Origin of the sequence: Niveibacterium microcysteis (genome assembly GCF_017161445.1) — a bacterium.
Classification (GTDB): Bacteria; Pseudomonadota; Gammaproteobacteria; order Burkholderiales; family Rhodocyclaceae; genus Niveibacterium; species Niveibacterium microcysteis.
Window position 1 is genome coordinate 2,205,301 of record NZ_CP071060.1, and the last position, 26,866, is coordinate 2,232,166.

At 63.2% G+C, this 26,866-nt stretch carries 21 protein-coding genes; 13 read left to right on the forward strand and 8 right to left on the reverse strand.

Going from position 1 to position 26,866, the window contains the following annotated elements:
- The first annotated feature begins 49 nt into the window (after window positions 1-49).
- Window positions 50-1,927, forward strand: a complete 1,878-nt coding sequence (locus tag JY500_RS10005) for a patatin-like phospholipase family protein (protein ID WP_206256248.1) — start codon at window positions 50-52, stop codon at window positions 1,925-1,927.
- Here JY500_RS10005 and JY500_RS10010 read toward each other — a convergent pair.
- The 7 genes from JY500_RS10010 to JY500_RS10040 all read right to left on the reverse strand — a co-directional run bounded on the left by JY500_RS10010 (window position 1,924) and on the right by JY500_RS10040 (window position 7,559).
- Window positions 1,924-2,133: a hypothetical protein gene (locus JY500_RS10010; protein WP_206256249.1), complete on the reverse strand. Its 210-nt coding sequence runs from the start codon at window positions 2,131-2,133 to the stop codon at window positions 1,924-1,926. The genes JY500_RS10005 and JY500_RS10010 overlap by 4 nt on opposite strands.
- A gap of 193 nt (window positions 2,134-2,326) precedes the next feature.
- Window positions 2,327-2,575 carry a hypothetical protein gene (locus JY500_RS10015; RefSeq protein ID WP_172199385.1) on the reverse strand — a complete coding sequence of 83 codons (249 nt, stop codon included), beginning with the start codon at window positions 2,573-2,575 and terminating at the stop codon, window positions 2,327-2,329.
- Between the two features lie 43 nt (window positions 2,576-2,618).
- Window positions 2,619-3,269 (reverse strand): GNAT family N-acetyltransferase, encoded by a 651-nt coding sequence (locus tag JY500_RS10020; protein WP_206256250.1) that lies wholly within the window; start codon window positions 3,267-3,269, stop codon window positions 2,619-2,621.
- 193 nt (window positions 3,270-3,462) lie between these two features.
- Complete coding sequence (locus JY500_RS10025) at window positions 3,463-4,188, reverse strand: GNAT family N-acetyltransferase (RefSeq protein ID WP_206256251.1); 726 nt, start codon at window positions 4,186-4,188, stop codon at window positions 3,463-3,465.
- Between the two features lie 157 nt (window positions 4,189-4,345).
- Window positions 4,346-4,990: a Crp/Fnr family transcriptional regulator gene (locus JY500_RS10030; RefSeq protein WP_172199394.1), complete on the reverse strand. Its 645-nt coding sequence runs from the start codon at window positions 4,988-4,990 to the stop codon at window positions 4,346-4,348.
- 39 nt (window positions 4,991-5,029) lie between these two features.
- The gene (locus JY500_RS10035) at window positions 5,030-5,383 is read right to left on the reverse strand and encodes a YkgJ family cysteine cluster protein (RefSeq protein ID WP_206256252.1); all 354 of its coding nucleotides are present in this window, start codon (window positions 5,381-5,383) and stop codon (window positions 5,030-5,032) included.
- A gap of 19 nt (window positions 5,384-5,402) precedes the next feature.
- Window positions 5,403-7,559: a YgiQ family radical SAM protein gene (locus tag JY500_RS10040; RefSeq protein WP_218044787.1), complete on the reverse strand. Its 2,157-nt coding sequence runs from the start codon at window positions 7,557-7,559 to the stop codon at window positions 5,403-5,405.
- Between the two features lie 306 nt (window positions 7,560-7,865).
- Here JY500_RS10040 and JY500_RS10045 point away from each other — a divergent pair, with 306 nt between their 5' ends.
- The 6 genes from JY500_RS10045 to JY500_RS10070 all read left to right on the forward strand — a co-directional run bounded on the left by JY500_RS10045 (window position 7,866) and on the right by JY500_RS10070 (window position 17,552).
- Window positions 7,866-9,182: a hypothetical protein gene (locus JY500_RS10045; RefSeq protein WP_206256254.1), complete on the forward strand. Its 1,317-nt coding sequence runs from the start codon at window positions 7,866-7,868 to the stop codon at window positions 9,180-9,182.
- Between the two features lie 172 nt (window positions 9,183-9,354).
- The gene (locus JY500_RS10050) at window positions 9,355-11,472 is read left to right on the forward strand and encodes a carboxy terminal-processing peptidase (RefSeq protein ID WP_246479855.1); all 2,118 of its coding nucleotides are present in this window, start codon (window positions 9,355-9,357) and stop codon (window positions 11,470-11,472) included.
- A 105-nt stretch (window positions 11,473-11,577) separates the two neighbouring features.
- Window positions 11,578-11,925: a GFA family protein gene (locus JY500_RS10055; RefSeq protein WP_172199558.1), complete on the forward strand. Its 348-nt coding sequence runs from the start codon at window positions 11,578-11,580 to the stop codon at window positions 11,923-11,925.
- Window positions 11,926-12,187: 262 nt separating this feature from the next.
- Complete coding sequence (imuA, locus tag JY500_RS10060; protein ID WP_172199562.1) at window positions 12,188-12,946, forward strand: translesion DNA synthesis-associated protein ImuA; 759 nt, start codon at window positions 12,188-12,190, stop codon at window positions 12,944-12,946.
- An 83-nt stretch (window positions 12,947-13,029) separates the two neighbouring features.
- Window positions 13,030-14,421, forward strand: coding sequence for a Y-family DNA polymerase (locus JY500_RS10065; protein ID WP_246479856.1), 1,392 nt, complete (start codon window positions 13,030-13,032; stop codon window positions 14,419-14,421).
- The gene (locus tag JY500_RS10070) at window positions 14,418-17,552 is read left to right on the forward strand and encodes an error-prone DNA polymerase (RefSeq protein WP_206256257.1); all 3,135 of its coding nucleotides are present in this window, start codon (window positions 14,418-14,420) and stop codon (window positions 17,550-17,552) included. The genes JY500_RS10065 and JY500_RS10070 overlap by 4 nt, the downstream gene beginning before the upstream one ends.
- A 19-nt stretch (window positions 17,553-17,571) precedes the next feature.
- Here the strand turns inward: JY500_RS10070 and JY500_RS10075 are convergent, their stop codons facing one another.
- Window positions 17,572-18,777 carry a hypothetical protein gene (locus tag JY500_RS10075; RefSeq protein WP_206256258.1) on the reverse strand — a complete coding sequence of 402 codons (1,206 nt, stop codon included), beginning with the start codon at window positions 18,775-18,777 and terminating at the stop codon, window positions 17,572-17,574.
- Window positions 18,778-19,070: 293 nt separating this feature from the next.
- Between JY500_RS10075 and folE the strand changes: the two genes are divergently transcribed.
- The 6 genes from folE (at window position 19,071) to JY500_RS10105 (ending at window position 26,832) form a co-directional block, all read left to right on the forward strand.
- Complete coding sequence (gene folE, locus JY500_RS10080) at window positions 19,071-19,784, forward strand: GTP cyclohydrolase I (protein WP_172199574.1); 714 nt, start codon at window positions 19,071-19,073, stop codon at window positions 19,782-19,784.
- Window positions 19,785-19,791: 7 nt separating this feature from the next.
- The gene (locus JY500_RS10085; protein ID WP_172199577.1) at window positions 19,792-20,217 is read left to right on the forward strand and encodes a BLUF domain-containing protein; all 426 of its coding nucleotides are present in this window, start codon (window positions 19,792-19,794) and stop codon (window positions 20,215-20,217) included.
- Between the two features lie 342 nt (window positions 20,218-20,559).
- A complete protein-coding gene (locus tag JY500_RS10090) occupies window positions 20,560-23,202 on the forward strand; it encodes an alpha-amylase family glycosyl hydrolase (RefSeq protein ID WP_206256259.1) in 2,643 nt (880 codons plus the stop codon).
- 666 nt (window positions 23,203-23,868) lie between these two features.
- A complete protein-coding gene (locus tag JY500_RS10095; RefSeq protein WP_206256260.1) occupies window positions 23,869-26,016 on the forward strand; it encodes an ATP-binding protein in 2,148 nt (715 codons plus the stop codon).
- Window positions 26,016-26,393: a response regulator gene (locus JY500_RS10100; protein WP_172199586.1), complete on the forward strand. Its 378-nt coding sequence runs from the start codon at window positions 26,016-26,018 to the stop codon at window positions 26,391-26,393. Before JY500_RS10095 ends, JY500_RS10100 begins: the two co-directional genes overlap by 1 nt.
- The gene (locus JY500_RS10105) at window positions 26,386-26,832 is read left to right on the forward strand and encodes a chemotaxis protein CheX (protein WP_172199588.1); all 447 of its coding nucleotides are present in this window, start codon (window positions 26,386-26,388) and stop codon (window positions 26,830-26,832) included. Before JY500_RS10100 ends, JY500_RS10105 begins: the two co-directional genes overlap by 8 nt.
- The last annotated feature ends 34 nt before the right edge of the window (window positions 26,833-26,866 follow it).

The window sequence follows — 26,866 nt, forward strand, 5'->3', positions numbered from 1 at the left end:
TACCCACCAATCTGTCGTGCACCCGCTGCGGCAGGACTGAGGCCACCCAATGAGTCAGACATCTGCCCGTTCGCCCCATCTCGATCCGTTGTTGGTTCGCTATCTCAACGACTTCCTTGGCGAGATCGAGCCTGCGGCGATGAGCTTGCTCTTGTCACAGCTGGAGTGGGTGGAAGTGGCGGGCGGCGAGACGCTGATCAGGCAGGGCGATCCGGGCGATGCGATGTACCTGTCGGTGAGCGGGCGCTTACGGGCCTATGTCCATGGCGACGACGGCGTGCCCCGCATGGTGCGCGAAATGGGGCGCGGGCAGATCATCGGCGAGATGAGCCTCTACACCGATGCGCCGCGCTCGGCGACGGTGGTGGCCATTCGCGACTCGGTGCTGGTGCGGCTCGACAAGTCCCAATTCCACGCGCTGCTGGCGCACAGTCCGCAGGTGTCGATGGCACTGACGCGGCAGATCATCAGTCGTCTGCAGACCGAGCATCAGCGCAATCCGCTCGCCTTGCCGGTCACGATCGGGCTATTTCCGATCACCGATGGCATTGATCTCGCCGGCCTGGGTGTGCGCTTGGCCGAAGCCATGAGCCTTTACGGCAAGGTACGGCTGGTTGACGCCGCGGCGATCGACCGCGAGCTGGGGCAACCGGGTGCTGCGAACGGCGGCGCTGAGGATGCCGAGCTCAACCGGCGGATCGCGCTGCTGCTCGACGAGATTGAGGCCGCCAATGACTTCGTGCTTTTGCTCAGCGACCCCACGCCGACGCCGTGGACGCAGCGCTGCAGCCGGCACTGTGACGAGATTCTGCTGTTTGCCGACGCCACTCAGGCGCCCGCAATTCATCCGATCGAATCGCATTGCCTCGCAAACCGTCCCAAACACGCGGAGGCAGCAGAGGTACTCGTGCTCTTGCACCCAGCCGATCAAGCCTGCCCGGCGGGGACGAGACACTGGTTGGCGCGACGTGCTGTGGCCGACCATGTGCATATTCGTCCGGAGCTGGACCGCGATATCGGGCGCCTGGCGCGCATCCAGTGCCGAGCGGCGATTGGCCTCGTACTGGCGGGTGGGGGTGCCCGTGGCTTCGCCCACCTCGGCATCGTCAAGGCGCTGCAGGAACGTGGCGTGGAGATCGACTACGTGGGCGGCACCAGCATCGGCGCCGTGATGGCAACGCTGGTGGCATGTGACCAGCCCCTGCCGCGAGCGATCGAGGTTGCTCGCAAGGCTTTCCGCACCAATCCGACCAGCGACTTCAACTGGTTGCCGATGCTCTCGCTGATCAAGGGGCAACGTCTGCGCGGCATCATCAAGGGCGCGATGGACGAACTCTTCGGGCGCGAGATTGATATCGAAGATTTGTGGAAGAACTACTTCTGTGTCGCCACCAACTATTCGCAGGCGCGCGAGCAGCCGCTGCACCACGGCAAGCTGGAGAAATCGCTGCGCGCGAGCATCTCGATTCCCGGTGCCTTGCCGCCCGTGATCATCGACGGCGATTTGCTGTGCGACGGCGGCACCTTCAACAACTTCCCGGTCGATGTGATGCAGGGCATGCGCGGGGTAGGCAAGGTGATCGGGATTGATCTCAACTTCAAGAAGCCGCGTCGAATGGATTTCGACGAGGTGCCGGGTACCTGGGCGCTGTTGCGCGATCGGCTGGTACCGCGGAGCCGGCGCCGCTATCGCCTGCCTTCGCTATCGGCCTACCTGATGAACGTGACGATTTTGTACAGCATGTCGCGCCAGCGGGATGCACAACGGCGCACCGACCTCTACTTCAACCCCCCGCTCGAACGGGTCGGCTTGCTGCAGTGGAGCAAGTTCGACCAGATCGTCGAGCAGGGCTATGCGCATGCGCAGCAGGTGCTGGCCGAGTTCGGTGCCGAGCCCCTGGCGCTGATGCAGGCGACACGCCGTTAGCGTGCTGCCACCACGGTTACGCCGCGGCCGGTGTGGGCCACGCTCTTCGACGGTGTGTGAGCCTGCGCGGTGGCTTGCGGCAGGTTGTTGAGCTGGCGGCCAAAGCTCGCGCCGCCAAGCACGTCTGCGGCGGTGAATACGCTCATGCCGATGAAGGCTGCAACGAGAATGGAATTCAGCTGGTCGTCGAGGCGATTGGGTTTCATGGTGGTCTCCTGATGTTCTTGTCGTTGGTGGGGGTCATCAACGTGAGACCACTTTATGACTCTGTCGCGGGAGCGACGATGTCGCTTGTCGCGCCGTTTATGTGACCAATTCACATCCGCGACTCTTCCCGCTGAAAAGCCAAACGCCGGCGGGGTTTCTGGCCCGGCCGGCGTTTGCAATCGGTGGTTTGGATCAGAGCGCAGGTGGCATCGTGTGTATCCGCGCTTGCCAGGCATCCCAGGCCCGGATACGCAGTTCGAGGTCTTCGTGGTTGATCGCCTGCGAGAGGAAGTAGCTTCGTTCCTCGTCCAGGTTGCGCGGCCAGTGCGGCGCCAGCGCAGCCAGGTTGCTGCGGATCGTCGCAATCGCCCGGATCAGCGTGTCATGGTCGTGCAGCGCGATGGGCGCTTCGATATGCGGCAGGGTGGCATGCAGTCTCATGATCAGCTCCTTCGCTGGGCAAAGTGCGATTACCGAAATCGGCTCAGAACGCGAAACGCGTGGGCAAGAGCCACTGCGGCCAGGCGTGCTGGATCGTCTCGAACACGTGCGAGCTCGTTTGGGCCCGGCGTGCTGTGCCGGTCTGGCCGCCCGGCTGGGCGGTGACGAGGCGGCGCTCGACACGCAGGTAACGGTCGTCGTCCGCCTGCGGGCGCACCGAGAATCCGCAACGCAGCATCAGCGCGAGCATGGCGCCGTTACCGACCGGCACTTCACCGATCAGGCGCTTCACCCCGGCTTGCCGCGTCGCGCTGCAGAGCGCGGCCATCAGTTGCTTGCCGAAGCCACGGCCGCGCCAGCCTTCAGTGACCGACAACGCGAACTCGGCGCTGTCGCCGTCGTCGGCGATCACGTAGCAGGCCTCGGCAACCAGGATCTCGCGATCTCCGTCGAAGGCGGTGATGACGAAGCCCATCTGGTCCGTGGCATCGAGGCAGATCAGTGCGTCGGTGGTGGCAGCCGGCCGTTCGCCAGTGTGGCTGTCGCAGCGCGCGAAGCGGGCGGCTGCCAGGCCGCGAGCGGGGGCGCCTTGCGGCGCGGCTTGCTGGTCGTCCTTGAGGGTGATTGCCTCGATCAGCTCGGCCGGGTAGGCATGGACGGTGGTCTTTGCCGTGCGGTGTGCGTGGACTTTCATGGGGTTCTCCCGTTTTCGGTGGTCTGCTCTGAATCGCCTTTGCGGTGTCGCTTCGGCATGGAACAAACTTTAGACGGGCGCGGAAAACGGTTCGCAGGAGCAAGTCGCTCGGATTTTGTGACTTATTCACACGCCGCCGGGTGAACGACAAAGCCGCCCGGAGGCGGCCTTTTCGTGGGGCGCGTGCGTCCATTCACATGACGCGGCCGAGCAACTGGCGTTCATAGCTGCGCCCGCTCGGCGTCGGACTTGCGGTGATGCCTTGCACGCGCTGCAGCCAACGCGGCAGGGCGTGGTTCAGCGCTGCGAGCAGGCGGTTCGGCCGGCGCGCTGTGCGGCGCGTTTTGGCCGGGCCAGTCACGCTGCGCTCAACCCGCACGAGGCGCTCGTCACCGGGGTGCGGGCGTACCGTGAAGCCGCAACGAATCATCAGCCCAAGCATGCTGGTGTTGGAGGCGAGCACTTCACCGTACAGCCAGCGGGCGCCCCCGCGGCGGGCGGCATCGCACAGCGCGTCGATCAACTGGCTGCCGAGGCCTTGGCGCTGCCAGGTGTCCGATACCGCGATCGCGAATTCGGCGGTGTCGCCGTCGTCGCTCAACACGTAGCAGGCGTCGGCAATCACGACTTCCTCGTCGCCTTCCGGCAGCGTGACGACGAAGCCCATCTGGCGCACGTAGTCGATGCAGGTGATCTGTGCCGCCACCTTCTCGCTCAGGCCACAGAGGTTGCCGTGGAAGCGGTTGAAGCGTGCCCCTTGCGACAGGGTGGCGACGAACTTCTGTTCCAGCGGCGCGTCTTGCGGCAGCACCGGGCGCAGCGTGGCGCGGCGGCCGCGACGCAGCGAAATCGAGTTGATCAGATGGGCCGGGTAGGCGTGGATGCTGTAAGTCGTTGCTTCGCGCAGGGTGGCTTGCATGATGCTCTCCTCGGTCGGGGGGATTTACCGGGTGCCCTTGCACCGTTCTTTCGGTGCGCTTGGCATGGAGAGACTTTAGGGAAACCGCTTTGTTACTTCCTCGCAGCTTGTCGCATGCGCCCTGTGACATTTTCACAAGGGCGCAGCGAGGCGACTGTTACCAGCCCGCAGGCAGCTTTTTCAAGAGAACGATCTGCTTGCCTTCCAGTGCGATGTAGCCACCGGTGGTGAGCTGCTTGAAGATACGACTGATCATCTCGCGCGACGAGCCCACGTGGTCCGCGATGTCCTGCTGGGTCAGTCTGTCGGCCACCATCAGGCGACCATCAACTTCACGGGCGCGATCGTTCAGCAGGCGCGCGACGCGGCTATACACATCGTCCAGCGCGAGGCTTTTTACGTTGTCGGTGGAGTGGCGCACGAGCCCGATCAACTTGCGGATCAGGTGCAACGCAAAGTCCGGGTGCTTGCCTAGAAAGTCGCGCACCTTGCTGCCGGCCACCACGACGCAGGTGGTGGGTTCAAGCGTCATCACCGATGCGGAGCGCGGGCCGCCGTCCAGCGACATCTCGCCGAAGTACTCGCCCGGCCCGAGGGTGTTGTAGATCACCTCGCGGCCTTGCGCAGATGCGCCGAACACCTTCACCCGGCCCGAGAGCAGGATGAAGATCGAGTCGGTTTCGTCTTCCTCGTTGATCAGAACTGAATGAGCCGGAAAGGTGCGCACACCGCCGTGCGCGGCGATGGCTTCGAGGATGTCGTCCTTCAGCACGGACGGAGAAAGCGGAGCGTCGTTTTTCATGTTGCGGTTCAGTCGGGGGCCGACAACGATACCGCAAGCTCAGGCCGCGTTGGCAGTCTGTTTTTCCTGTCTGGGCAAGGGGTTGAGGCCGTAGCGTCCGCGTGCGCGGTTGCACTTGTCGTCGCCGGCCTCGACTTCCTTGCAGGCGGAAGGGCGTTGCGCGTAGACCGTGCAGGCGACTTGCTCACCAATGGTTCCGCGCAGCGCAACACAGCGGGGGGCTGCCGGGTTGTTGGTGCCCGCCATGCAGGCGAAGAATGGGTTGATCTGTTCGGTGAGCGAAGCCGGCAAGCCGCCGGCTTCGGCCTCTGACCAGTAGAACGAGACTCGGAAGTGCGCGCAGCACGCGCCGCAATCCAGACAGGGGTTATTGGCAGTGTTCGTAGAGCTCATTTCCAGAAACGAAATGGAATCAGCGTGGACGTCCTTGCTTGTTGCGCGGTGCATTGCGCGCTGTTTGCGCTTTGGGTGGCGCTTTTTGCGCTGAGCGCCCGCCGGCTTTGGCTGCGGGCGGCGTAGCCGGCTTGCCACGCCCGTTCGGGGTAATGGCGTGCACGAAATCGTTGCCCCGCGGCTTCAGGCCGGCGCGTTGCAGGCGCGCTGGCGCAGCGCGCGGCACCAGGTGGTGCGGGCCGTTGCCGATCAGGTCGTCGCGCCCGATCGAATGCAGGTACTCGCGGATCAGCTCATGTCCGGCCGGGTCGTGGTAACGCAGCAACGCCTTGTGCAGCTTGCGCTGCACACCGGAGCGCGCGGTCTCGACGATCTCCGAATCGCGACTGACCTTGCGCAAAGGGTTCCTGCGCGTGTGGTACATCGCGGTCGCCATCGCCAGCGGCGTCGGCGTGAAGGTCTGCACCTGGTCCGGGCGGAAGTCGTTGGCCTTGAGCCACAGCGCGAGGTTCAGCATGTCCTCGTCGGTGGTGCCGGGGTGGGCGGCGATGAAGTAGGGCACGAGGTGCTGCTTCTTGCCGGCCTCCTTCGAGAACTTGTCGAACAGGCGCTTGAATTTGTCGTAGGTGCCGATGCCCGGCTTCATCATCTTCGACAGCGTGTTCTCTTCGGTGTGTTCCGGCGCAATCTTCAGAAGCCCGCTGACGTGGTGCGTCACCAGCTCCTTCACGTACTCCGGCGAGCGCACCGCGAGGTCGTAACGCAGGCCCGAACCGATGGTGATCTTCTTGACGCCCGGAATCCGCCGCGCCTTGCGGTAGAGCTCGATGAGTGACGAGTGGTCCGTGTTCAGGTTCTCGCAGATGCCGGGGTACACGCATGAGAGGCGCCGGCACGAGGACTCGATCTTCGGGTCCTTGCAGGCCATGCGGTACATGTTGGCCGTCGGGCCGCCCAGATCGGTGATGTGGCCACGGAACTCGGGGATCTTGTCGCGGATCTCCTCGATTTCCTTGAGGATCGATTCGTGCGAGCGGCTCTGGATGATGCGACCCTCGTGCTCGGTGATCGAGCAGAAGGTGCAGCCGCCGAAGCAGCCGCGCATGATGTTGATCGAGAAGCGGATCATCTCCCACGCCGGAATGTGCGCATCGCCATACACCGGGTGCGGCGCGCGGGCGTAGGGCTGATCGAAGACCCAGTCCATCTCCTCGGTGGTGAGCGGCACCGGCGGCGGGTTGAGCCACACGTCGCGATCCCCATGCCCTTGCACCAGCGCACGCGCGTTGCCGGGGTTGGATTCGAGGTGGAACACGCGAGAGGTATGCGCGTACAGCACCGCGTCGTCCTTCACCTGCTCAAAGGCCGGCAGGCGGATCACGGTTTTTGCGCGCTGCGCCTTGCGAGCCGCGACGCGCTCGGCTGCCGGCACGATGCGCACCGGCATCGAACCATCGGCGTTCGGCGCGCTGGCCGTCTGCTGCGGCTCCATCGCGTAGGGATCGGGGTGCGGGTCGATGCGGCCGGGGCGGTCCAGATCGGTCGAGTCCTGCTCGACCCAGTCTTCTGAAGGTTTCCAACCGCGCTTGACCATGAAGGCGGTCCCGCGCAGGTCGCGGATGTTCTCGATCGCCTCACCGGCGGCGAGGCGATGTGCAAGGTCGATGATCGCGCGTTCGGCGCTGCCGAAGATCAGCAGGTCGGCTTTCGAATCCGGCAGCACCGAGCGGCGCACCTTGTCCGACCAGTAGTCGTAGTGCGCGATGCGGCGCAGGCTCGCCTCGATCGAGCCGATCACGATATTCGCGTCGGGATAGGCCTCACGAGCGCGCTGGGCATACACGGTCACGGCGCGGTCCGGGCGCTTGCCAGCCTCGCCGTGTGGCGTGTAGGCGTCGTCCGAGCGGATCTTCCGGTCCGCGGTGTAGCGGTTGATCATCGAATCCATGTTCCCGGCGGTTACGCCGAAGAACATCGCCGGGCGGCCCAGCGCCCGGAAGGGCTCGGCCGAGGTCCAGTCCGGCTGCGCGATGATGCCGACGCGGAAGCCCTGCGCCTCCAGCGCACGCCCGATCAGCGCCATGCCGAAGCTCGGGTGGTCGATGTAGGCGTCGCCGGTCACCAGGATGATGTCGCACACGTCCCAGCCCAGCGCGTCCATCTCGGCACGCGACATCGGCAGGAAGGGCGCGCGACGCTTCAGTCTGCGGTGGCGCGGGTAGTCGAGAAGGGAGGGGGCTTCAGCTCGCATGAGGGGGCGGATTGTACGGGAATGCGAGGCCTCGCGCCGTAAGTGATGAGGGGCAGAAGGCATGCAGGGCAGGTTAAAAACCCTTTTCGCGTCAGTGACATGCGTCAACGTGAAAATGTACTGGCGGGCGCCCGTGGGGGTACATAGACTGCAACGGTCCGGCGTGCGCGTGGCGTGTTCATGTGCGCAGCAGCCGATCGCCACCCCAAAACAGACAGAGAGACAAGACCCATGATCGAGTATTTGCTGCCGGGCCGCCGCGGCTACCAGGAAAAGCTGTATCCGAATCCCTTGTTGCTCAAACCGGACGTTGGTCTGAAGACCTTCGCCGAAGTGATCGCGCACTTCACCGCGAGTTCCCTCGCGCAGGACGGGATCGCCATCAAGCCCGACTCGCTGAAGGTCATCCGTGGTGAGGCGGGGTACCGCATACGCTTTGAGCCAATGGTCGGCTTCGAGTCACAGGCCGAGCAGTTCAAGGCGATGCATGTCGCGATGCTCGATGAGGCCCACTTTGGCCTCGCGCTCAAGGGGGCGGACGCCTGCAAGCGCACACCCGCCTGGAATCCGATGGCCGGCTTCCCGGTGAATCGCAGTGATGGCCCTTCGGAATGGTTGCCCTGTCTGCCGCTTGGCATGCCGATCGCCAATCAGCGTGCGGTATCCCTGATGCACTACCCGCCGATCGTCGCGTACCGCACTGCGGACTACCTCAACAACATGACGCTGCGACGCTGGGCGCAGCTGCTCACTTGCGTCGGCAACCAGGAGACGAGCTTGTATCACTCAATCCTGGATGTGAACCCGATCGCCGCGCCCGGTTCGGGGGAGAGCGAATACCCCAACGACTACTTTCCGATCAACCTGACATCGCAGTTCTTCGACGACGAGAAGCATGGCCTCACCTACGTGCGGTCGATGCTGGAGCTGATGCTCAACCCGCCAGCGAACGCATCCAACCCGCTGACGCTACCGCTGCTGGTGTGCGGTTCGCCGCTCTACGATCCGCAGGCGCCGGGCTGGTTCCGTACCCGCTACAAGGCGCTGCTGCCGAAGGATCAGAACGGCTCCCCCACGGTAGAGGTGCTGCAGGTGGGGCTCGTGCGCCTGAACCCGGACAGTCCGAAACAAACCCCCTACATGATCGCCAACCACATGATCGCGGCGGGGGTGACCGGCCAGTGCACCAGCGATCCGTCGAAGATCCCGAACATCCAGAAGTACGAGGCACAGGACCTCGTCGCCGCGACCTGGCTGAGCCTCTACGCCGATGCCGTCGCGCACGGCAAAGCCTTCGACCCACAGGCCGCAAAGGAAGCCGCCTGCATGCGCTGGTTCGGCGCCCCCAACGGCGACGGCGCTCCCAACCCGCCGGACCCGAACGACCGCCTGACGATCTGTGCACTGGCGCAGATGGATCTGTGTTTCGACCCGGTGAAGATCGCGCCGATGTACACCTTTGAAGAAGCATCCGCGCGCTGCAAACAGGCGGGAGGCGCTAACATGTCACCATGTTTCGACTGCAAACCGTTGAGTGCTTCGCTCTGAATATTGCGCGCTCTGCGAAGGCGAGGATCGCTATCACGGAAGCGCCAACGAGTCTGGATAGGTTTTGGGGCGTACAAGTTAGTGGAGTTTGTTAATGCGAATAAGGATGTGGCTTCTTTGGTCTCTGTTGTGGTTGCTTTGCTTGTCGGAGGCTTCGGCGCTGGAGTTGCCGATGCGCACGCCGCTTACGCCTCAGCAGCATCAGGCTTCGACGGCCAAGATGGTCGCGACCTTGTTGTCGCGTTATCACTATTCGGCGCCGCCGCTGGATGACGCCTTGTCGGTGAAGGTGTTCGACCATTATCTGGAATCGCTGGATTCCGAGCGGGTGCTTTTCCTGCAGCGCGATGTGGATCTCTACTCTGCGGCCCGTAAGCGTCTGGATGACGCGATCCTTGCCGAAGACATGCGGGTGCCATTCGCGCTGTTTAACACTTATCGGGATCGTCAGATCGAGCGCTACACGTATTCCAGGCAGTTGCTCAAGGCCGGCTTCGACTTCACCGAGAAGGAGACGCTGGACTATGACCGCAAGGCCGCCGACTGGCCGCGCACACAGGAGGAGTTGCGCGATCTGTGGCGCAAGCGCGTCAAGAACGACTGGTTGAGGCTGCGCCTCGCCGGGCAGAAGGACGACGCGATCCGCACCACGCTGGACAAACGCTACGAAGGCTTCCTCAGCCGTATCGACAAGACCAACGCGAGCGACGTGTTCCAGGTCTTCATGGATGCCTACGCAACGGCCGTGGATCCGCATACCAACTATCTCGGCCCGCGTGCATCGGAGGAGTTCGATATTTCGATGAAGCTCTCGCTCGTGGGTATCGGAACAGTGCTTCAGACCCGTGACGAATACACGACGATCCGCGAGCTGGTGCCAGGCGGTCCGGCAGCGCTGTCGGGCAAGCTCAAGGTGGGTGACCGCATCGTCGGCGTGGGGCAGGGCACGACTGCACCGGTGACCGAAGTGCTTGGCTGGCGGCTGGACGATGTGGTCAGCCAGATCCGCGGCAAGCTCGATACGGTGGTGGTGCTCGATGTATTGCCGGGTGATGCGGGGCTTGATGGCAAGCGCAAGCTGATTCAGCTGACGCGGAAGAAGATCAGTATCGAGGAGCAGGCGGCCCGCAAGACGATCATCGAAGTGAAGGAGGGTGCTTCGGTACGCAAGATCGGCGTGATTACGCTGCCGTCCTTCTACGAGGATTTCGAGGCGCGACGTCAGGGCGACAAGGAATTCCGCAGTGCATCGCGCGACGTCGCGCGCCTGCTGGGTGAGCTGAAGAAGGACAAGGTCGACGGCGTGGTGGTCGATCTGCGTAACAACGGCGGCGGTTCTTTGCGGCAAGCGGTTGAAATTACCGGCCTGTTCATCGACCAGGGTCCGGTGGTGCAGCAGCGCGATGCGCAGGGCAAGGTAGTGGTGGAGTCGGATACGCGCCCCGGCTTTGCGTGGAGTGGGCCGATGGCGGTGCTGATCAACCGCTTCTCAGCGTCGGCGTCGGAGATCTTTGCTGCAGCGATTCAGGATTACGGACGCGGCGTGGTGCTGGGCGAGCCGAGCTTTGGCAAGGGCACGGTGCAGACGGTGGTCAGCCTCGATCAGTTGCTCAAGTCAGAGAAGCCGGTCTATGGCGAGGTCAAGCTCACGGTGGCGGAGTTCTTCCGCGTAAATGGCGATACCACCCAGCTGCGGGGCGTCAAGCCTGATATTGCCTTCCCGGTACTCAGCGACATCGAGCATCTGGGGGAATCCAGCTTCGATAACGCCTTGCCGGCGATCCAGATCAAACCGGCCAGTTTTGCGCCGGCGGGCGAGTTGGACGGGCTGATTCCGGACCTGCGCTCGCGCTATCAGTTGCGCCTTGGAAGCGACCGTGCGCTCAAGCGTTTGAACGAGGATGCGGATGAGATTGCCGCGTTGCGCAAACGGACAACGGTGTCGCTGAACGAAGCGGAACGTCGCGCCGAACGTGACGCGCAAGAAGCCCGCCAGAAGCAGCGCGCCGCGGAAGACGCGCGAGCCAGCGGCAAGGCCGGCGCCGGCAAAACTGCCACACGCGGTGCGGCAGCTGTTGATCCGGATGACGCTGATGACGGCTTGCTCGATAGCGAGCGCCCGGCTGGCCAGACGCGCACCGACAAAGCCAAGAAGAAACGTGAAGAGCCGGATGTTCTGCTGACTGAGAGCGCGCGGATCCTCAGCGACGAGGTCAGCCTGCTCAAGGGTGACGCACGCTTGGCCGCCAAGGTACTGCCACGAGCGGCTGTGACAGCAGGCAATCCGTAACGCGAAGCCTGTCGTATAAAACTACCGCTTGCTTCGCTCGAATACTGTAATAAAATACAGTTGTCGCGCCGCCTCCGTGGCGCGGTATCGAGCGGAGCAGCGAACATGCACTATCACGGCAGTTGTCACTGTGGGCGGATCGCCTACGAAGTCGAAGGCGAAGTCGAGCAGGGCATCGAGTGCAACTGCTCGCATTGCAGCCGCAAGGGCTATTGCCTTTGGTTCGTTTCGCGCGAGCAGGTTCGTCTGCTGACTCCGCCGAGCGCGATGAGTACCTACACCTTCAACCGGCATGTGATCCAACATCACTTCTGCCCGGTCTGCGGCTGTTCACCCTTTGGTTTTGGTCGTTCGCCGGACGGCAAGGAAACGGCGGCCGTCAACCTGCGCTGCCTGCAGGACTTTGATCTGGCCAGCGTGCCGCGCGTGCAGGTGGACGGGCGCAGCTTCTAACGACACCTGTCGGGACGCTGTGGCAAGGGCGCGCACCGTGATGCAGGCAAAAAACCCGGACTCCGATACGGGTACCTGGAAATCTGCGCCCGCCATGTTCGCGCGCCGATCCGTTATCGAAAGCGCCAGCCTGCCCGCATGTCGACGAGGCATTGCTGCGGCGTTGCGTGCAAGCCTGACTGGGCCGGCCACAGCGCCATGAGCGGGCCGAGCTTGCTGATCTCCATACCGCCAGTATCCAAGCCCGCATTGCCTTCCTGCCATGTCTGCCGTTCCGCTTCCTCTTTCTGCTCTGTTGCAGCGCGCCGATGTGTGGCGTGGGGACGCGCTCGGCAGTGCGGAGCAGGCGGGGGTGGCGAGCGGCTTCGCAAGCCTTGATGCCCTGCTGCCCGGTGGTGGCTGGCCGCGGGGGGCGCTGACCGAATTGCTTTTGCCGCGCGCCGGATTGGGGGGCGGCCTTGGTGAGTTGGCCTTGCTGCGGCCTGCGCTGAAGGCGTTGGACGCGGATGCGGGCTGGGTGTTGCTGGTGTCGCCACCCTGGCGGCCACTCGCACCCGCGTGGCAAGGCTTCGGCCCCGGCCTGTCACGACTGCTCGTGGTGGAGGCCGCTCGCGACGATGCCGCCTGGGCGTGCGAACAACTGCTCGCCAGCGGCTCGGTTGCTGCGTTGCTGGCTTGGTTGCCAGACTCGGATGCAAAAGCGCTGCGTCGGTTGCAATTGGCAATGGCGGGGCAACAGACGCTCGCGTTTGTGTTTCGCCCCGATCAAGTTGTTGGCAGTGCATCCCCAGCACCACTTCGGATTTCACTGGAAGCAGATGAAGCGGGCCTGAAGCTGCACATCGTCAAACGCCGTGGGCCACCGCTGGCTGCGCCGCTGACCCTGCAGGTCGAGCGTCCGGTCAGTTGGGCGCGACTGGCTGCACGGCAAGTTCTTGCATCGCGGCAACCGGCCGTGGTGACGCGGGGAGGCGCCCCTGAGGGGCGGGTGGTCAATGCGGCAGATGCAGCCCGGGCTTAATCGTCGGCGGCCTGCCAGCAAGCGTTTTTCCGGCTCGTGATCCTGGCTTCTGGAGGTTCCCGATGCGCTGGCTAGCACTCCGTATGTTTCGCCTTCCGATCGAAGTCTTCGCCGCACGAGCCCCGGCTGTCGCGGTGACGCGCGGCCGCGTGCAGGCAGCGGACGCGGCGGCTGAGGCGCTCGGCGTGCTACCGGGGCAGAAGTTGTCGAGTGCCTTGGGGCTGGCGCCGCAACTGGCAGCCTGCGAGCGCGATCTGCTGCGCGAATCGGCTGCCCTGGCCCGTCTGGCTTGCTGGGCCGGCCGCTTCAGCCCGCAGGTCTGCCTCGCGCCGCCAGACGAGTTGCTGATTGATATCGGTGGCAGCCTGCGTCTGTTCGGAGGGCTCGCCCCCTTGCTGCAGCAAGCCGCGGCCGGCGTTGCAGCCGAGGCTTACTCGGTCAGTCTCGGGTTGGCGAGCACGCCGCTGGCTGCGCAGTGGTTTGCGCGCGCCGGTGTGGCACCTGAACTGACACAACGCCCCGCTGACGAACAGACGCAGTTGGCGGAATTGCCGGTCGCGGTGTTGGGCTTGGACGAGCGTTCGGCGCGCCGGCTTGCGGTGCTCGGGATCGAGCGCGTAGGCACGTTGCAGGCCTTGCCTGCCGCATCGCTTGCGCGCCGTTTCGGCCCCGCCTTGCCGATGCAGTTGGCACAGGCGCGCGGCGAGTTACCCGATCTGCGTCGATGTTTCGACTTTCCGGAATGTTTCTCCGAATACCTTGAATTGCCGGCGCGTGTCGAGCAGGCGCCGATGCTGCTGTTCGGCGCACGCCGGCTTCTGCAGGCGCTGGCTGGGTGGCTCAACGCGCGCGGTGCGGGCTTGCAGCAATGCGTGCTTGAGCTTGAACACGAGGACAAGGACGACTCGCGGCTGGTCCTTGGCTTTGCCGCACCCACCCGCGATGGCGAGCGTCTGGTGCGGGTGCTGCGCGAGCGGCTCGATCGGCTTGAACTCGTCGCGCCGGTGGTGGGGCTACGTCTTGTCGCGGAGCGGATCGAGGCGATGCCGGGTGAGAGCGTGCCCATGTTTGGCGAGGCGGGCACGCAAGGCATAGCACCGGTGATCGAGCGCCTGCGCGCACGCTTGGGGCGTGAGGCCGTGCATGGCATTGCAACGGTGGCCGGGCATCGGCCGGAATGCAGCACTGTCGCGCTTGATTGGCCGCAGGAAACCGCATCCAGCGAGGCGCCACTGCGCCCGCTATGGCTCTTGCGTGAGCCGCGCCCCTTGCAAGAACAAGCCGGGCGACCGCATCACGATGGCCCGCTGCAATTGCTCACCCGCCCCGAACGGATCGAGAGCGGCTGGTGGGATACCGGGGAAGGGCTGGGCGATATCCGGCGCGATTACCACGTCGCCCGCTCGGTTCGTGGCGAGTGGCTGTGGATCTACCGCGACGCCAGCGGGTGGTGGTTGCAGGGGCTGTTCGCATGAAGCCGCTACCGGCCTACGCCGAACTTCACTGCATTTCGAACTTCAGTTTTCTGCGTGGTGCTTCGCATCCGGAAGAACTGGTCGAGCGCGCCTACCGGCTTGGCTATACCGCGCTGGCGATTACCGACGAGTGCTCGTTTGCCGGCGCGGTGCGCGCCTTCGATGCCTGGCGGCAACTGCGTGAGGCGGCGGGCGACGATTTCGACTTCCGACTGATCCATGGCGCCGAGTTTCGCTTCGAGTGCGGCCTGAAGCTGGTGCTGCTGGCGAAGAACCGCGCCGGCTACGGCAACCTCTCGGCGCTTATCACGCTAGGCCGGCGGCGGGCCGAAAAGGGGGAGTACCGCCTGGTGCGTGGGGATCTGGAATCCGTGTCGCCCAGCGGCGCAGTGCCGGACTGTTTTGCGCTATGGGTGCCGGATGAGCGCCTGAGTGTGGAAGACGGCCGCTGGCTCGCGCAGCGCTTCCCAGGCCGCATCTGGTTGGCGGTGGAACTGCACAGCGGGCCGGATGACGCGGCGCGGTTGGCTGCACTGCAGGCGCTGGCCGAAGCCTGCGGCATGCCCTGCGTGGCGAGTGGTGACGTGCACATGCATGCGCGTCTGCGCCGCCCGTTGCAGGATGTGCTGACCGCGATCCGCCTGAACACCACGGTGTTCGAGGCGGGCGACAAGCTCTACCCGAATGCCGAACGTCACCTGCGGCAGCCGCTGCGGCTATCGCGTCTGTACCCCGCTGCGATGCTGGAGGAATCGGCCCGTATCGCAGCACAGTGCAATTTCACGCTGGACGAATTGCGTTACGAATACCCGGACGAAATCGTGCCGCACGGCGAAACGCCGACCAGCTACCTGCGGCGCGAAACCTTCGCCGGCCTCGCGAGGCGCTATCCGGACGGCGTGCCGGAGAAGGTGCTGGGTGACGTCGAAAACGAACTCGCGCTGATCGCAGAGCTCAAATACGAGCCCTTCTTCCTCACGGTGTACGACATCGTCTGCTTCGCGAAGCGCGAGGGCATCCTGTGCCAGGGGCGCGGCTCGGCTGCCAATTCCATCGTCTGCTACGCGCTGGGCATCACCGAGGTCGACCCGATGCGTGCCTTCCTGCTGTTCGGGCGTTTCATGTCGCGCGAACGAGACGAGCCACCGGATATCGATGTCGACTTCGAGCACGAGCGGCGCGAAATCGTGATCCAGTACATCTATCGGAAATACACACGGGAGCGCGCCGCGCTGGCCGCGACACTGATCCGCTACCGCACCAAGGGCGCACTGCGTGACGCGGGGCGGGCGTTGGGTTTCGGCATCGAGCAGATCGACGCGCTGTCCGGCTCACTGGCATGGTGGGACAAGCGCGAGCACCTGCCCGAACGGCTCGCCGAAATCGGGCTCGATGCGAAAAGCCCGCGCGTATCGAAGTGGCTGGCGCTCACCAACATGCTGCTCGGTTTCCCTCGCCACCTCTCGCAGCATGTGGGCGGCTTCGTGATTTCGCAGGGGCCCTTGGCCCGCCTGGTGCCGGTGGAAAACGCCGCGATGCCGGATCGCTCGGTGATCCAGTGGGACAAGGAAGATCTGGAAACACTCGGCCTGCTGAAGGTGGATGTGCTGGCGCTGGGCATGCTCACCGCGCTCAAGCGATCGCTCGATCTGGTCAGCCAGCGGCGCGGGCGCCCCTTCGCCTTGCAGGACATCCCGCCCAAGGATGCCGCGACCTTCGAGATGCTGTGCCACGCTGATTCGGTGGGCGTTTTCCAGGTCGAATCACGCGCACAGATGAGCATGCTGCCGCGCCTCAAACCGCGCACTTACTACGACCTGGTGGTGCAGGTGGCGATCGTGCGGCCGGGGCCGATCCAGGGCGACATGGTGCATCCCTACCTCGCCTATCGTGCCGACCCCGCCATGGCGCAGGCCGCCATGAATCGCCTGCCGAAAGAGGTGGCCGATGTGCTGACGCGCACCTGCGGCGTGCCGATCTTCCAGGAACAGGTGATGAAGCTCGCCGAGGTGGCCGCCGGCTTCACGCCTGGCGAGGCTGACCAACTGCGGCGCGCGATGGCCTCATGGCGGCATAAGGGGCATATCGACCGCTTCAAGGACAAACTGCGCGCCGGCATGGCCGCCAAGGGGCATCCGCCTGAATTTGCCGAAGCGCTGTGCCGGCAGATCGAAGGCTTCGGCGACTACGGCTTCCCTGAGTCGCACGCGGCAAGCTTTGCGCTGCTGGCCTACAGCTCGGCCTGGATGAAACGACATGAGCCGGAAGCCTTTCTCTGTGGGCTGCTCAACAGCCAGCCGATGGGTTTCTATGCGCCGTCTCAACTGGTGCAGGATGCGCGCCGCCATGGCGTACAAGTGCTGCCGGTGGATGTGATGAAGAGCGGCTGGGAGAGCGGTTTCGAGTACCTGCCCGGTGCGCGGCGGCCCGGGGTGCGGCTGGGCTTGCGCGAGATCCGTGGCTACCCGCAAGCAGCGGCAGCGCGTGTCGTCGCCGCACGCGAACGGGGTGCGTTCAGCTGCGTCGACGATCTCGCGCACCGCGCGATGCAAGGCGCACGTGAGCTGGAATTGTTGGCCGGCGCGGGCGCGCTGAAGCCGCTCGCCGGGCACCGGCGACAAGCGGCCTGGCAGGTCAGCGGCGTGCAGCGGCAGGGCGATCTGTTCGACAGCGCGCCGCCAGCCGAGGCGCCAGTGCAATTCGCTGCACCGCGCGAAGGGGAGGAGATCGTTGCGGATTTCGCCGCCACGGGTTTGTCACTCGGCCGCCATCCGCTCGCGCTCTTGCGTGATCGCCTGAGTGCGCGGCGCTTCCTGGCAGCGAGCACGATTCGTGAGATGCAGCACCGTGCGCTGGTGCGCGCGGCAGGCATCGTCATCGGCCGTCAGCGCCCTGGCACGGCGCGTGGCGTGATTTTCGTGACGCTGGAAGACGAAACCGGGCAGGCGAATATCGTCGTTTATGCCGATCTTTCCGAGCGCCAGCGCCGCGAGTTGCTCGGCGCACGCTTGCTGGGTGTGTATGGGCAATTGCAGCGTGAGGGCGAAGTCGTGCACGTGCTGGCCAAGCGTCTGGTGGACCTCACGCCCTGGCTTGGCGCGCTACCTACAGCGAGCCGCGACTTTCATTGAGTTACGAGCGCAGCTGGCGCTAGAACAGTATCTTGACCAGACGGGAGATCAACTCTTCCAGCGGCATCATTGTCAGCACGAGCGGACTTAGTGGTGCGACGATCGCAGCGGCCAGCCGAATCAGGGTGTCGCGCGTAATCGGTGCGACGCGCATGCCGGCAATGATCTGCAGGCTGTTGTTCAGATCGGAGAGTGACTGGATGTCGGGGCTGCCGAGCAGCGATTCGTTCGCCGGCGCGCCGCCACGCAGCCACTTGCTATCGAACTCCTGCGCATAGTGCTGGGCGAGGGCGCCGTATTCCAGCAAGCCGGTGCGCTTCACTTCCGCGAGTCGCGGCGCAAACACCAGCAGCGGCACCAGCACAACGGCCAGCAGCACAATGACCAGCGCAATGATCTCGTACTTGAACGACAGCAACGGCGCGCCGAGGTAGAGGATGCGATTGGCGAGATTGCCGGCAAGCAATGCGCCGTGTGCCAGCAGGAGCGGCATGAATGCGAACGTGGTGCCGGCAAGAAAGCCCAGGCCACCGAGCCGATCCGGATGGATCGGCGACAGCACAAGCTCGATGCGCGACACCTGCCACAGGAAGCGCATCCAGATAAACAGGCGGAAGTACCAACGCAGCAGCAGGAACTGGAAGACTGGCAGGCTCACATAGCCTAGCCAGACCCCGGCAAGCGTCAGCTGCGAGCCGTCCGCCGACGCCGTCGAGTACCAGGTATTCGCGTCCAGCGCGGTGTATTGCCGCCAGATCAGTTGAACCCCGACGCCATACACCACTGCCAAAAGCAGCACTTCGGCCGCGGTCGAGTTGCGTAGCCGCAGCGCTGAATCGATCGCCGCATTGAAGCGTTCCATGGCGCCTGCGGGGATCAGCTTGCGCTCGACAAACTGCTTGACCAGCACCCGCATGCGCTGATGAACAATCAGTTCGGCAATGATCAGCAGCGGAACGACAACCAGAAATCGACCGTGGGCTTCGAAATCGTAGAGAAAGGGAACCGCCAGCCTGCCCTGCAGCAGATTGCCCTGAAGCGCTGACAGCACCAGCAGCGGCAGCCAGCAGAACAGCGCGATCACACCAATACGCTGACCAACAAGGTGCAATTCATTGTCAGACAGATGCGCACGGCGCAGTGCCTGGAAAAGCGGGCCGCCCAGCACGAGCGAGAAGTCGGCCGGGTCCCGGAGAACCTCGTGATGCGGTGTGTGCTCGCTCATTCTCATTCTGGTCTATCCCCGAACTCGATCGAATCCGTCGTCGGCCTGGCACGCGCTGGATCGGTGCCGCTCAACAATGGACGACACACCGGACAGCCGCCTCCTACTTGATTGTGGGTCGTAGCGAAACGCAATGCCAGCGCGCGGCGCCTGCCCGGTTGACGCGCCTCAGCAGGCCGCTGGATAGCGCGGAGCGCAGCGTGGTGCAGTCGCGATGGAACGCGGGCGGCTGGTTTGCGGTCGAACCGCCGTTGTACGACACTCCATCAATCACCACATCACGACGGCCCATCATGAGCGAAGCCTTACAGAAGCCCGATACCGCTGCGATCCAGCCCGTGTCGGCGCGGATTCGCGAGCGGATCTATCGCGCAAAACAGCGCTTTCACGCAAACGACAACATCTCCGCCTTCCTTGAGCCCGGCGATCTCGAAGCCTTGCTGGACGAAGTGGAAGGCAAGATGCGAGGCGTGCTCGAAAGCCTTGTGATCGATACCGAGAGCGACCACAACACACAGGACACCGCACGCCGTGTTGCAAAGATGTACCTCACGGAAGTCTTTCGGGGGCGCTACATGCCGGCCCCGGCGGTAACCGAGTTCCCGAACGCCGAGCGCCTCAATGAACTGATGATCGTTGGCCCGATCACGGTCCGCAGCGCCTGCAGCCATCACTTCTGCCCGATCATGGGGCGGCTGTGGATCGGGCTGATGCCCAACGAACACTCGAACCTGATCGGCTTGTCGAAGTACTCGCGACTCGCCGAATGGGTCATGAGCCGGCCGCAGATCCAGGAAGAGGCGATCACGCAGATGGCTGAATTGTTGATGCGCAAGGTGAGCCCGGATGGCCTTGCGGTGGTCATGGAGGCGGACCACTTCTGCATGCACTGGCGCGGAGTGAAGGATTCTGAGACCAAGATGATCAACAGCGTCATGCGCGGTTCCTTCCTCAAGGATGCAGCGCTGCGCCGCGAGTTTCTCTCACTCATCAACCTGAAAAACTGAGGCTCCGATGCTTGTTCGTTTGCTCTACGCCAGCCGCGCGGCATCGCCGCTTACTGCTCCCGTGGTGGACGCGATCCTCGCGCAGTCGCGCGACCACAACCCCAAGCTCGGCATCACCGGCATGCTCTGCTACAGCGACGACCTTTTTCTGCAGGTGCTGGAAGGCGGGCGTGATGAGGTGTGCGAGCTGTTCAACACGATCGTTCGCGACGATCGGCACACCAAGGTCCGAATCCTGAGTTTCGAGGAGATCCCGGAACGGCGCTTCGGCGCATGGACCATGGGCCATGTGAACATCGCCCGCGTGAATCCTTCGCTCTTGCTCAAGTACGCCGAACGCCCGGTACTCGATCCGTTTGCCTGCTCGGGGCGCGCATCGATGGCGCTACTCGATGAGCTGATTGCAACGGCGTCGGTCATCGGTCGCTGTTGATCCTTGGACTCAAAGGGCCGGCGTGCAATGCGCCGGCCTGGTCTGATCGCCGTTGAAGCAATGCAGACCGTGCAAATGCTGCTTGCAAGCCCATCGTCCTCCAAATAGACTCCACTCGATAATTCAAAAAGCATATCCGGCGCGCGGATCATCGGGAACGGACTACGGTTCGTGCTCGGCCATGCGCGTCGTCCTCGTCGCCCGGAACGGTCATGCCGGGTTGCTCGCTGCGCGCAGGTCGCCGCGGCGGACGCCACTCCCGATTACGCGTAGCGATGCCGGTCATTCCGGCACGCAGGGGCCAGTTGCCCCGTTTCGTTCAATCCAGAGGAGTGAAGCTGAATGAAGCGTTTCCATCCTTGGCCCACTGTGGCCATGACCGCCGTTGCAGCGGCGCTGCTTGCGTCGTGCGGCGACAACAGCGATCTTCCGTGCTGCGATCCACCTCCGCCTGCGCAACTGTTGCATGTGGCCTCGCCTGAATGGCAGGACCAGATCGTCTACTTCGTGATGACCGATCGCTTCAACGACGGCGACCCGAGTAACAACGACCAGGGCGCCGGTGAGTTTGATCCGGCTGACGGCGCGAAGTACAGCGGTGGTGATCTCCGCGGCGTAGAAGCCAAGATCGACTACATCAAGGGCCTGGGGGCAACGGCGGTGTGGGTGACCCCGCCGGTGGCGAACCAGTGGTGGGATCCGCTCAACAACTACGGCGGCTACCACGGTTACTGGGCCAGCAACTTCATGGAAGTCGACAAGCACATGGGGACGTTGGCCGATTACAAGAGCCTGTCGTCTTCATTGCACAAGTCGGGCATGTACCTGATTCAGGACGTTGTGCTGAACCACACCGGCAATTTCTTCAGCTATCGGGGTGGCTACGACGCGGCAGACCCGACCAAATTTCTTGTGATGAACACCGCGTCCAAACCCGGCGCCGCGCCAACGCAGTCGCCTTTTGATCTGAACGATCCGCGCAACGCCGACCACGTGAAGGCGGGCATCTACCACTGGACGCCCAGCATCAGCGACTTCCAGGACGCGACGCAGGAGAAGAACTATCAACTCTCCGACCTCGACGACCTGAACACCGAGAACCCTGCGGTGCGCGACGCGCTGCGCAAGAGTTACGCGTACTGGATCAAGGAGGTGGGTGTCGACGGATTCCGCATCGACACTGCGTTCTACGTACCCCCCGACACCTTCAAGGACTTCCTGTACTCGACCGACACGACCAACCCCGGCATCGTCGCTGCCGCCAAGGCAACGGGCCGCGAGAACTTCCTCTCCTTCGGCGAGGGGTTCGCATCCGATCGTGCCTATGAAGACACGAAGGCGAAGAAGATCGACAGCTACATGACCGATCCGGCCACCGGCGAGACGATCCTGCCGGGCATGATCAACTTCCCGCTCTACACGTCGGCAGGCGATGTGTTTGCGCGTGGTCGCCCGACTGCGGAACTCGGCTACCGCATACGCGACGTGATGACCACGCACAAGCGGCCCCACCTGATGCCGAGCTTCCTCGACAACCATGATGTGGATCGATTCCTCGCAGGGGGTTCAGAGGCCGGGCTCAAGCAGAACCTGTTGATGATGATGACGCTGCCTGGCATCCCGGTGATTTACTACGGCACCGAGCAAGCCTTCAAGGAACAGCGCGCCGCGATGTTCAAGGCGGGCTACAAGTCGGGTGGGAAGGACAACTTCGACACTACCGCCCCGCTGTACCAGTACATCGCGCAAGTCAGTGCGCTGCGCAAGGCGAACAAGGTGTTTTCGCGCGGTACGCCGACGGTGCTGAAGGAGAACGGCGCTGCCGCTGGCGTGTTCGCCTACAAGATGAGCTGGAACGGCACGACCGCCTTTGTGGTGTTCAACACCGCCGACGGCGAAACCTTGCTCGACAACCTTGAAACCGGGCTTGCGGCTCACGCCGTGCTGAAGCCGCTGTTTGCAGCAAGTGGCACCGCAACGCAGGCCGTCGCGGACAAGAACGGTCGCCTCTCGATGAAGCTGCCCGCCCGCAGTGCCTACGTCTGGCTTGCGACGGCGGACACAGCGAGTGTGGTGGACCCGACCGCCACGATCAGCATGACGGCTCTGAATGACGTGAAAGAGGCGGGTGATTTCATCGTCAGCGGTGTCTCAACCGAACTCACGAACTTCAAGCTGGTGATCGACGGCGATGTGGCGCACGCTCAGACCGTTACCCCGGCGGGCGACGGCAGCTGGTCGGCAACGGTGGACACCGCAACGATGATCGACCCGACGATCCGCCACAGCATCGTCGCCTGGAGCGAAACCTCCGCCGTGCTCTCTAACAGCGGTAGCTTCTTCGTCGATCGTCCGTTCGTGAAGCTTGCCGAGGTGGTGGACCCGGCCGGTGATGATGTTGGGCCGACGGGCGTCTACAAATACCCAACCAATGATTCCTGGGGCAGCAACCGCCAGCTCGACTTGCGCAAAGTCACGGTATCCGGCGCTGGTGGGGCGATGCGCATCGACGTGCAGACGAACAAGGTCACAACCGTCTGGAATCCGGCGAACGGCTTTGATCACGTGGCCTTTACGATCTTCATCGAAGTGCCCGGAAAGGCGGGCGGTGTGACAGCGATGCCTTTGCAGAACGCTGTGTTGCCAGGCGGGATGAAGTGGCATTACCGCCTTCGTGCGCACGGGTGGTCGAACGCCATCTTCACTTCAGCGGGCGCAAGTGCCAGTAACGAGGGGACGAACGCCTCGCCCGCCGCCGGCTTGAAGGTGGATACCGCGACGAATACGGTCAGCTTCATCCTGCCCGACGCGTCGCTTGGGAAGCTGTCGTCGCTGTCTGGCGTGAAGGTCTACGTGACGACCTGGGACTATGACGGTGGCTATCGTGGCTTGTCGCCAACAACCCAGGAATGGGCGTTCTGGGGCGGTAATGGTGCGACTGACCCGCTGGTGATGGACGACACGACGGTGATCAGTTTGCCCTGACTGGTGTCGGTTCTTCTGCTGAAAAAACAGGGCGCCATCGGCGCCCTGTTTTTTGGCAATTAACGAGAGGTAATTCGGAATTGGTTGGTTTTGCAAACGAAACGAATAAGGGTGATTAATACTTTGTGCTTCCTGATTTTGAGTAACAACTGTAGGAATTGATATCCATGCATGACGGATAAATACCTACACGCCAATTCAGAAAACGGAAAATGACATATAAATGGGATATGCGCCCATATTTATGGTTTTGGTGTTCATTTGCCGTGCAGTACAAAGTAGCTTTACTAGGCGGAGTACGACAAGTAAAGTCATTAAAAACAGTGCTTTATTTGTTCTTCTACTCGCCTTGATGGGTGCCGGATTGCTCAAATTGAATGACGCTCTGTGTCATTTCGTGGTGCAAAAGCGCGACCGTTCATTCGTCATAAAGTGCCGTTTGTCGCTTCGCAATTAATTCGACAAGCGGCGTTAAATATTCACGCCTAAATCAGAATGGAGGCGCTCGTTTGAGCTGACGGTTTGCAATTGAAGGCACTTTGCGTGGCGGGTTCGCAAGGTGGTTTCTTTCGATAAACCGTTGGATGGGGCGGTTCGATCGCTGCACGGACTTTGCCGCGCACGACGAATCGCAAGGGCGCCGCCTTCATGGAAGGGGCGTAGGCAATGCTGAAACTTGGATTGGGCAAATACCGCTCGATCGTCGTTCTGATCACGCTGTTTCTGGTGTTCGACGTTGGCGTGCTCGGGATGACCTTCGTGATATCCCGCCAGCTGACGGCGGATGCGATCTCGATCAACCTCGCTGGCCAGCACCGTTATCTGGTGCAAAAGCTCGCCAAGACAGCGCTGCTGATCGATCAGGATGCCACCCAGGGCACCTTTGACAGCAGCGGCCGATCGAGCCTGAACGAGGTCAAGGACCTCATCGCAACCGCCGATCGCTTCAACGCGATCATCAACACGTTTGATGGCGGCGCGAAGCTACCGGACATGGCCGAAGAACTGGCGCTGACCCCGAGCCAGGACGAGCAGGCGGCCGCGATGTTCGCCTTGGTGAAGGATCTCTGGGCGCCGATCAACAGCGAAGTGCAGTCGCTGAATCAGCCAAAGGATGGCCACCGTCCTGATGTCGGCCCGCTATTGCAGGTGCTGATTCCGAACAACTTGAACCTGCTGGCAAGCTCGCATCTGCTGACGAGCCGCCTCGAAGCCCTGTCTGCGGCAAAGGCCGCAAGGCTGCGCGCGGTGCAGATGGCCGGCATGGCAGCCGCGTTGATCAACTTCGCCTTCATCCTCTATAGCTTCCTCGGCCAGTTGCGCAAGAGCGACCAGGCGGTGGAGCGCGCGCAGCGTGAAACCGAAGACATCCTGCGGACCACGCAGGAGGGGCTCTTCCTGCTCGACCCGGATTTCCGCATGGGGTCGCAAACCTCGCACGCGCTGTCGCGCATCATCGGCGTGGAGGCGAAGGGCGGCGAAAACTTCCTCGATCTGCTCAAGCCTTTGGTGACACCGAAGACTTACGACACCACCAAGGAGTACATCGAGCTGCTGCTGCGGCACGACGTGAAGGAAAAGCTCGTCGCCAGCCTCAACCCGCTCGACTGCATTGAAATCAGCGCTGTGAAGCCGAGCGGGGCGGTGGAGTCGCGCTTCCTGCAGATCCGCTTCAACCGGGTGCTGCAGGGCAACAAGGTCACGCACCTGCTGGTTACGGTCAACGACATTACTCGCCGCGTGAAGCTCGAGCGCGAGCTGAAGGACAGCGAGCGCCGCGTGCAGGATCAGATGGGCATGATGGTCAACATCCTCCAGGCTGATCCGCGACAGTTGCAGGACTTCCTGCGTGCTGCGAGCGACGGTCTCAATCAGATCAACGAGGATCTGCGCACCGCGAGCCCGACGACCGGCGTATCCACGCCGCGGGTCGACGCCATGATGCGCATCGCCCACCGCTTGAAGGGCGACGCCGCGGCGTTGCAGCTGGAAGCGGTGTCGCAGTCACTGCACGCCTTCGAGAACGTGCTTCAGGAGTTGCGTGTGCTGACTCGCCGCTCCAGTGAAGACTTGCTGCCCGTCGCGGTGCGGGTGAAGGGGCTGTATGCCGAGATCGCGGCAATCCAGGATGTCATTGCACGCATCGGTCAGGTGCGTGGCGTCGTCAGTGTCGAGCCGCCCAAACCGGCGCATGACCCCGAACTGGCGGCCCAGGCCTTCGTGCGGCAGTGGCGCGGCTTCGCGCAACAGCTCGCGCAGCGGCATGAAAAGCAAGTCGAGCTGAGTTATCAAGGCCTCGATATCGAACTGCTCAACCCGCAGTTGCGCGACGCGGTGAATACAACGGTGAATCAGTTCATCCGCAACGCCGTGGTGCACGGGGTCGAGAAACCGGCGGATCGCAAGATGCGTGGCAAGTCCGAGGCGGGGCGGCTTTCGGTGTACGTCTCAGACCAAGGCGACGGCACGATCGAGCTGAGCTTCCGTGATGACGGACGCGGCATCAACCCTGAAAAGATCCGCGCTGCTGCCATCCGCTCCGGGCGCATCGCGGCCGACGCGGCGAAGGCGCTCGATGCGCGCCAGCTGACGCTGATGATCTTTGAGCCCGGCCTTTCCACCCGCGATCAGGTGGATGAAGACGCAGGGCGCGGCGTCGGCCTTGATGCCGTGAAAGACCTGATTACCCGGCTCGGCGGCCGGATCCGCATCGGCACGACCAGTGGTGAGTACTGCCATTTCCGTGTGCAGCTGCCGGTCAAAGTGGAGCCGCGCGACGACCACATTGATGCCCCGATCAAGGAGGTGGCCTGATGGCACTCAAGCTCATGATCGTGGATGACTCGAACATCATCCGCAGCAAGATCACCCGAACGCTCACGCAACACGATATGCAAGTGGTGGCAACGGCAAGCAACGGCGAGGAAGCCGTCAAGCTGTTCGGTGCCCACAAACCGGATGTCGTGACGATGGATCTGACCATGCCGCGCATGGACGGGCTGGAGTGCATCCGCGCGTTACGCAAGATCGACCCGGGCATCAGCATCCTTGTGGTCTCAGCGCTGGCGGACAAGGCCACAGCGATCCAGGCCCTAAAGGAAGGCGCTCAGGGTTTCCTGTGCAAACCGTTCTCCGAAACCGACCTCACCGAGGCGATGGAGGAACTTCTGGGAGAGGACGCTCATGGATGAGCAACAACTGCGTGTCTTCATCGACATCGTGAGCCAGTACTTCGAGCGCCAGACGGGCAAGGCGCCGGAGGTCGGAAGCCCGTATCTGGGCGATGCAAGCGCGCTGCCGATCTACGACTTTACCGGCGTGATCGGTATCTCCGGCGAGCGCCAGGGCTGCGTGTACGTCACCGCGCATCGCGATCTGTTGCGGCAACTGTTGCTGCACGTGGGTGAGGCCGATGTGTCGGATACCAATCTCTGCGATCTCGTTGGCGAGGTGGCCAACACCATTTCGGGCAACGCACGTCGTTACTTCGGGCCGGATTTCATGATCTCGGTGCCGGTCGTCGTGTCGGGCAACGCGCGTGCGATCCAGGTGCCGCGCAGCGTCAAGGCCTACATCCTGCCACTGCGGTGGCACAAGTTTGAGGCGGCACTGGTCGTGAGCCTTCAGTAGTTCGGCAACGCGCAGGGTCAAGCCAGGAGACGGA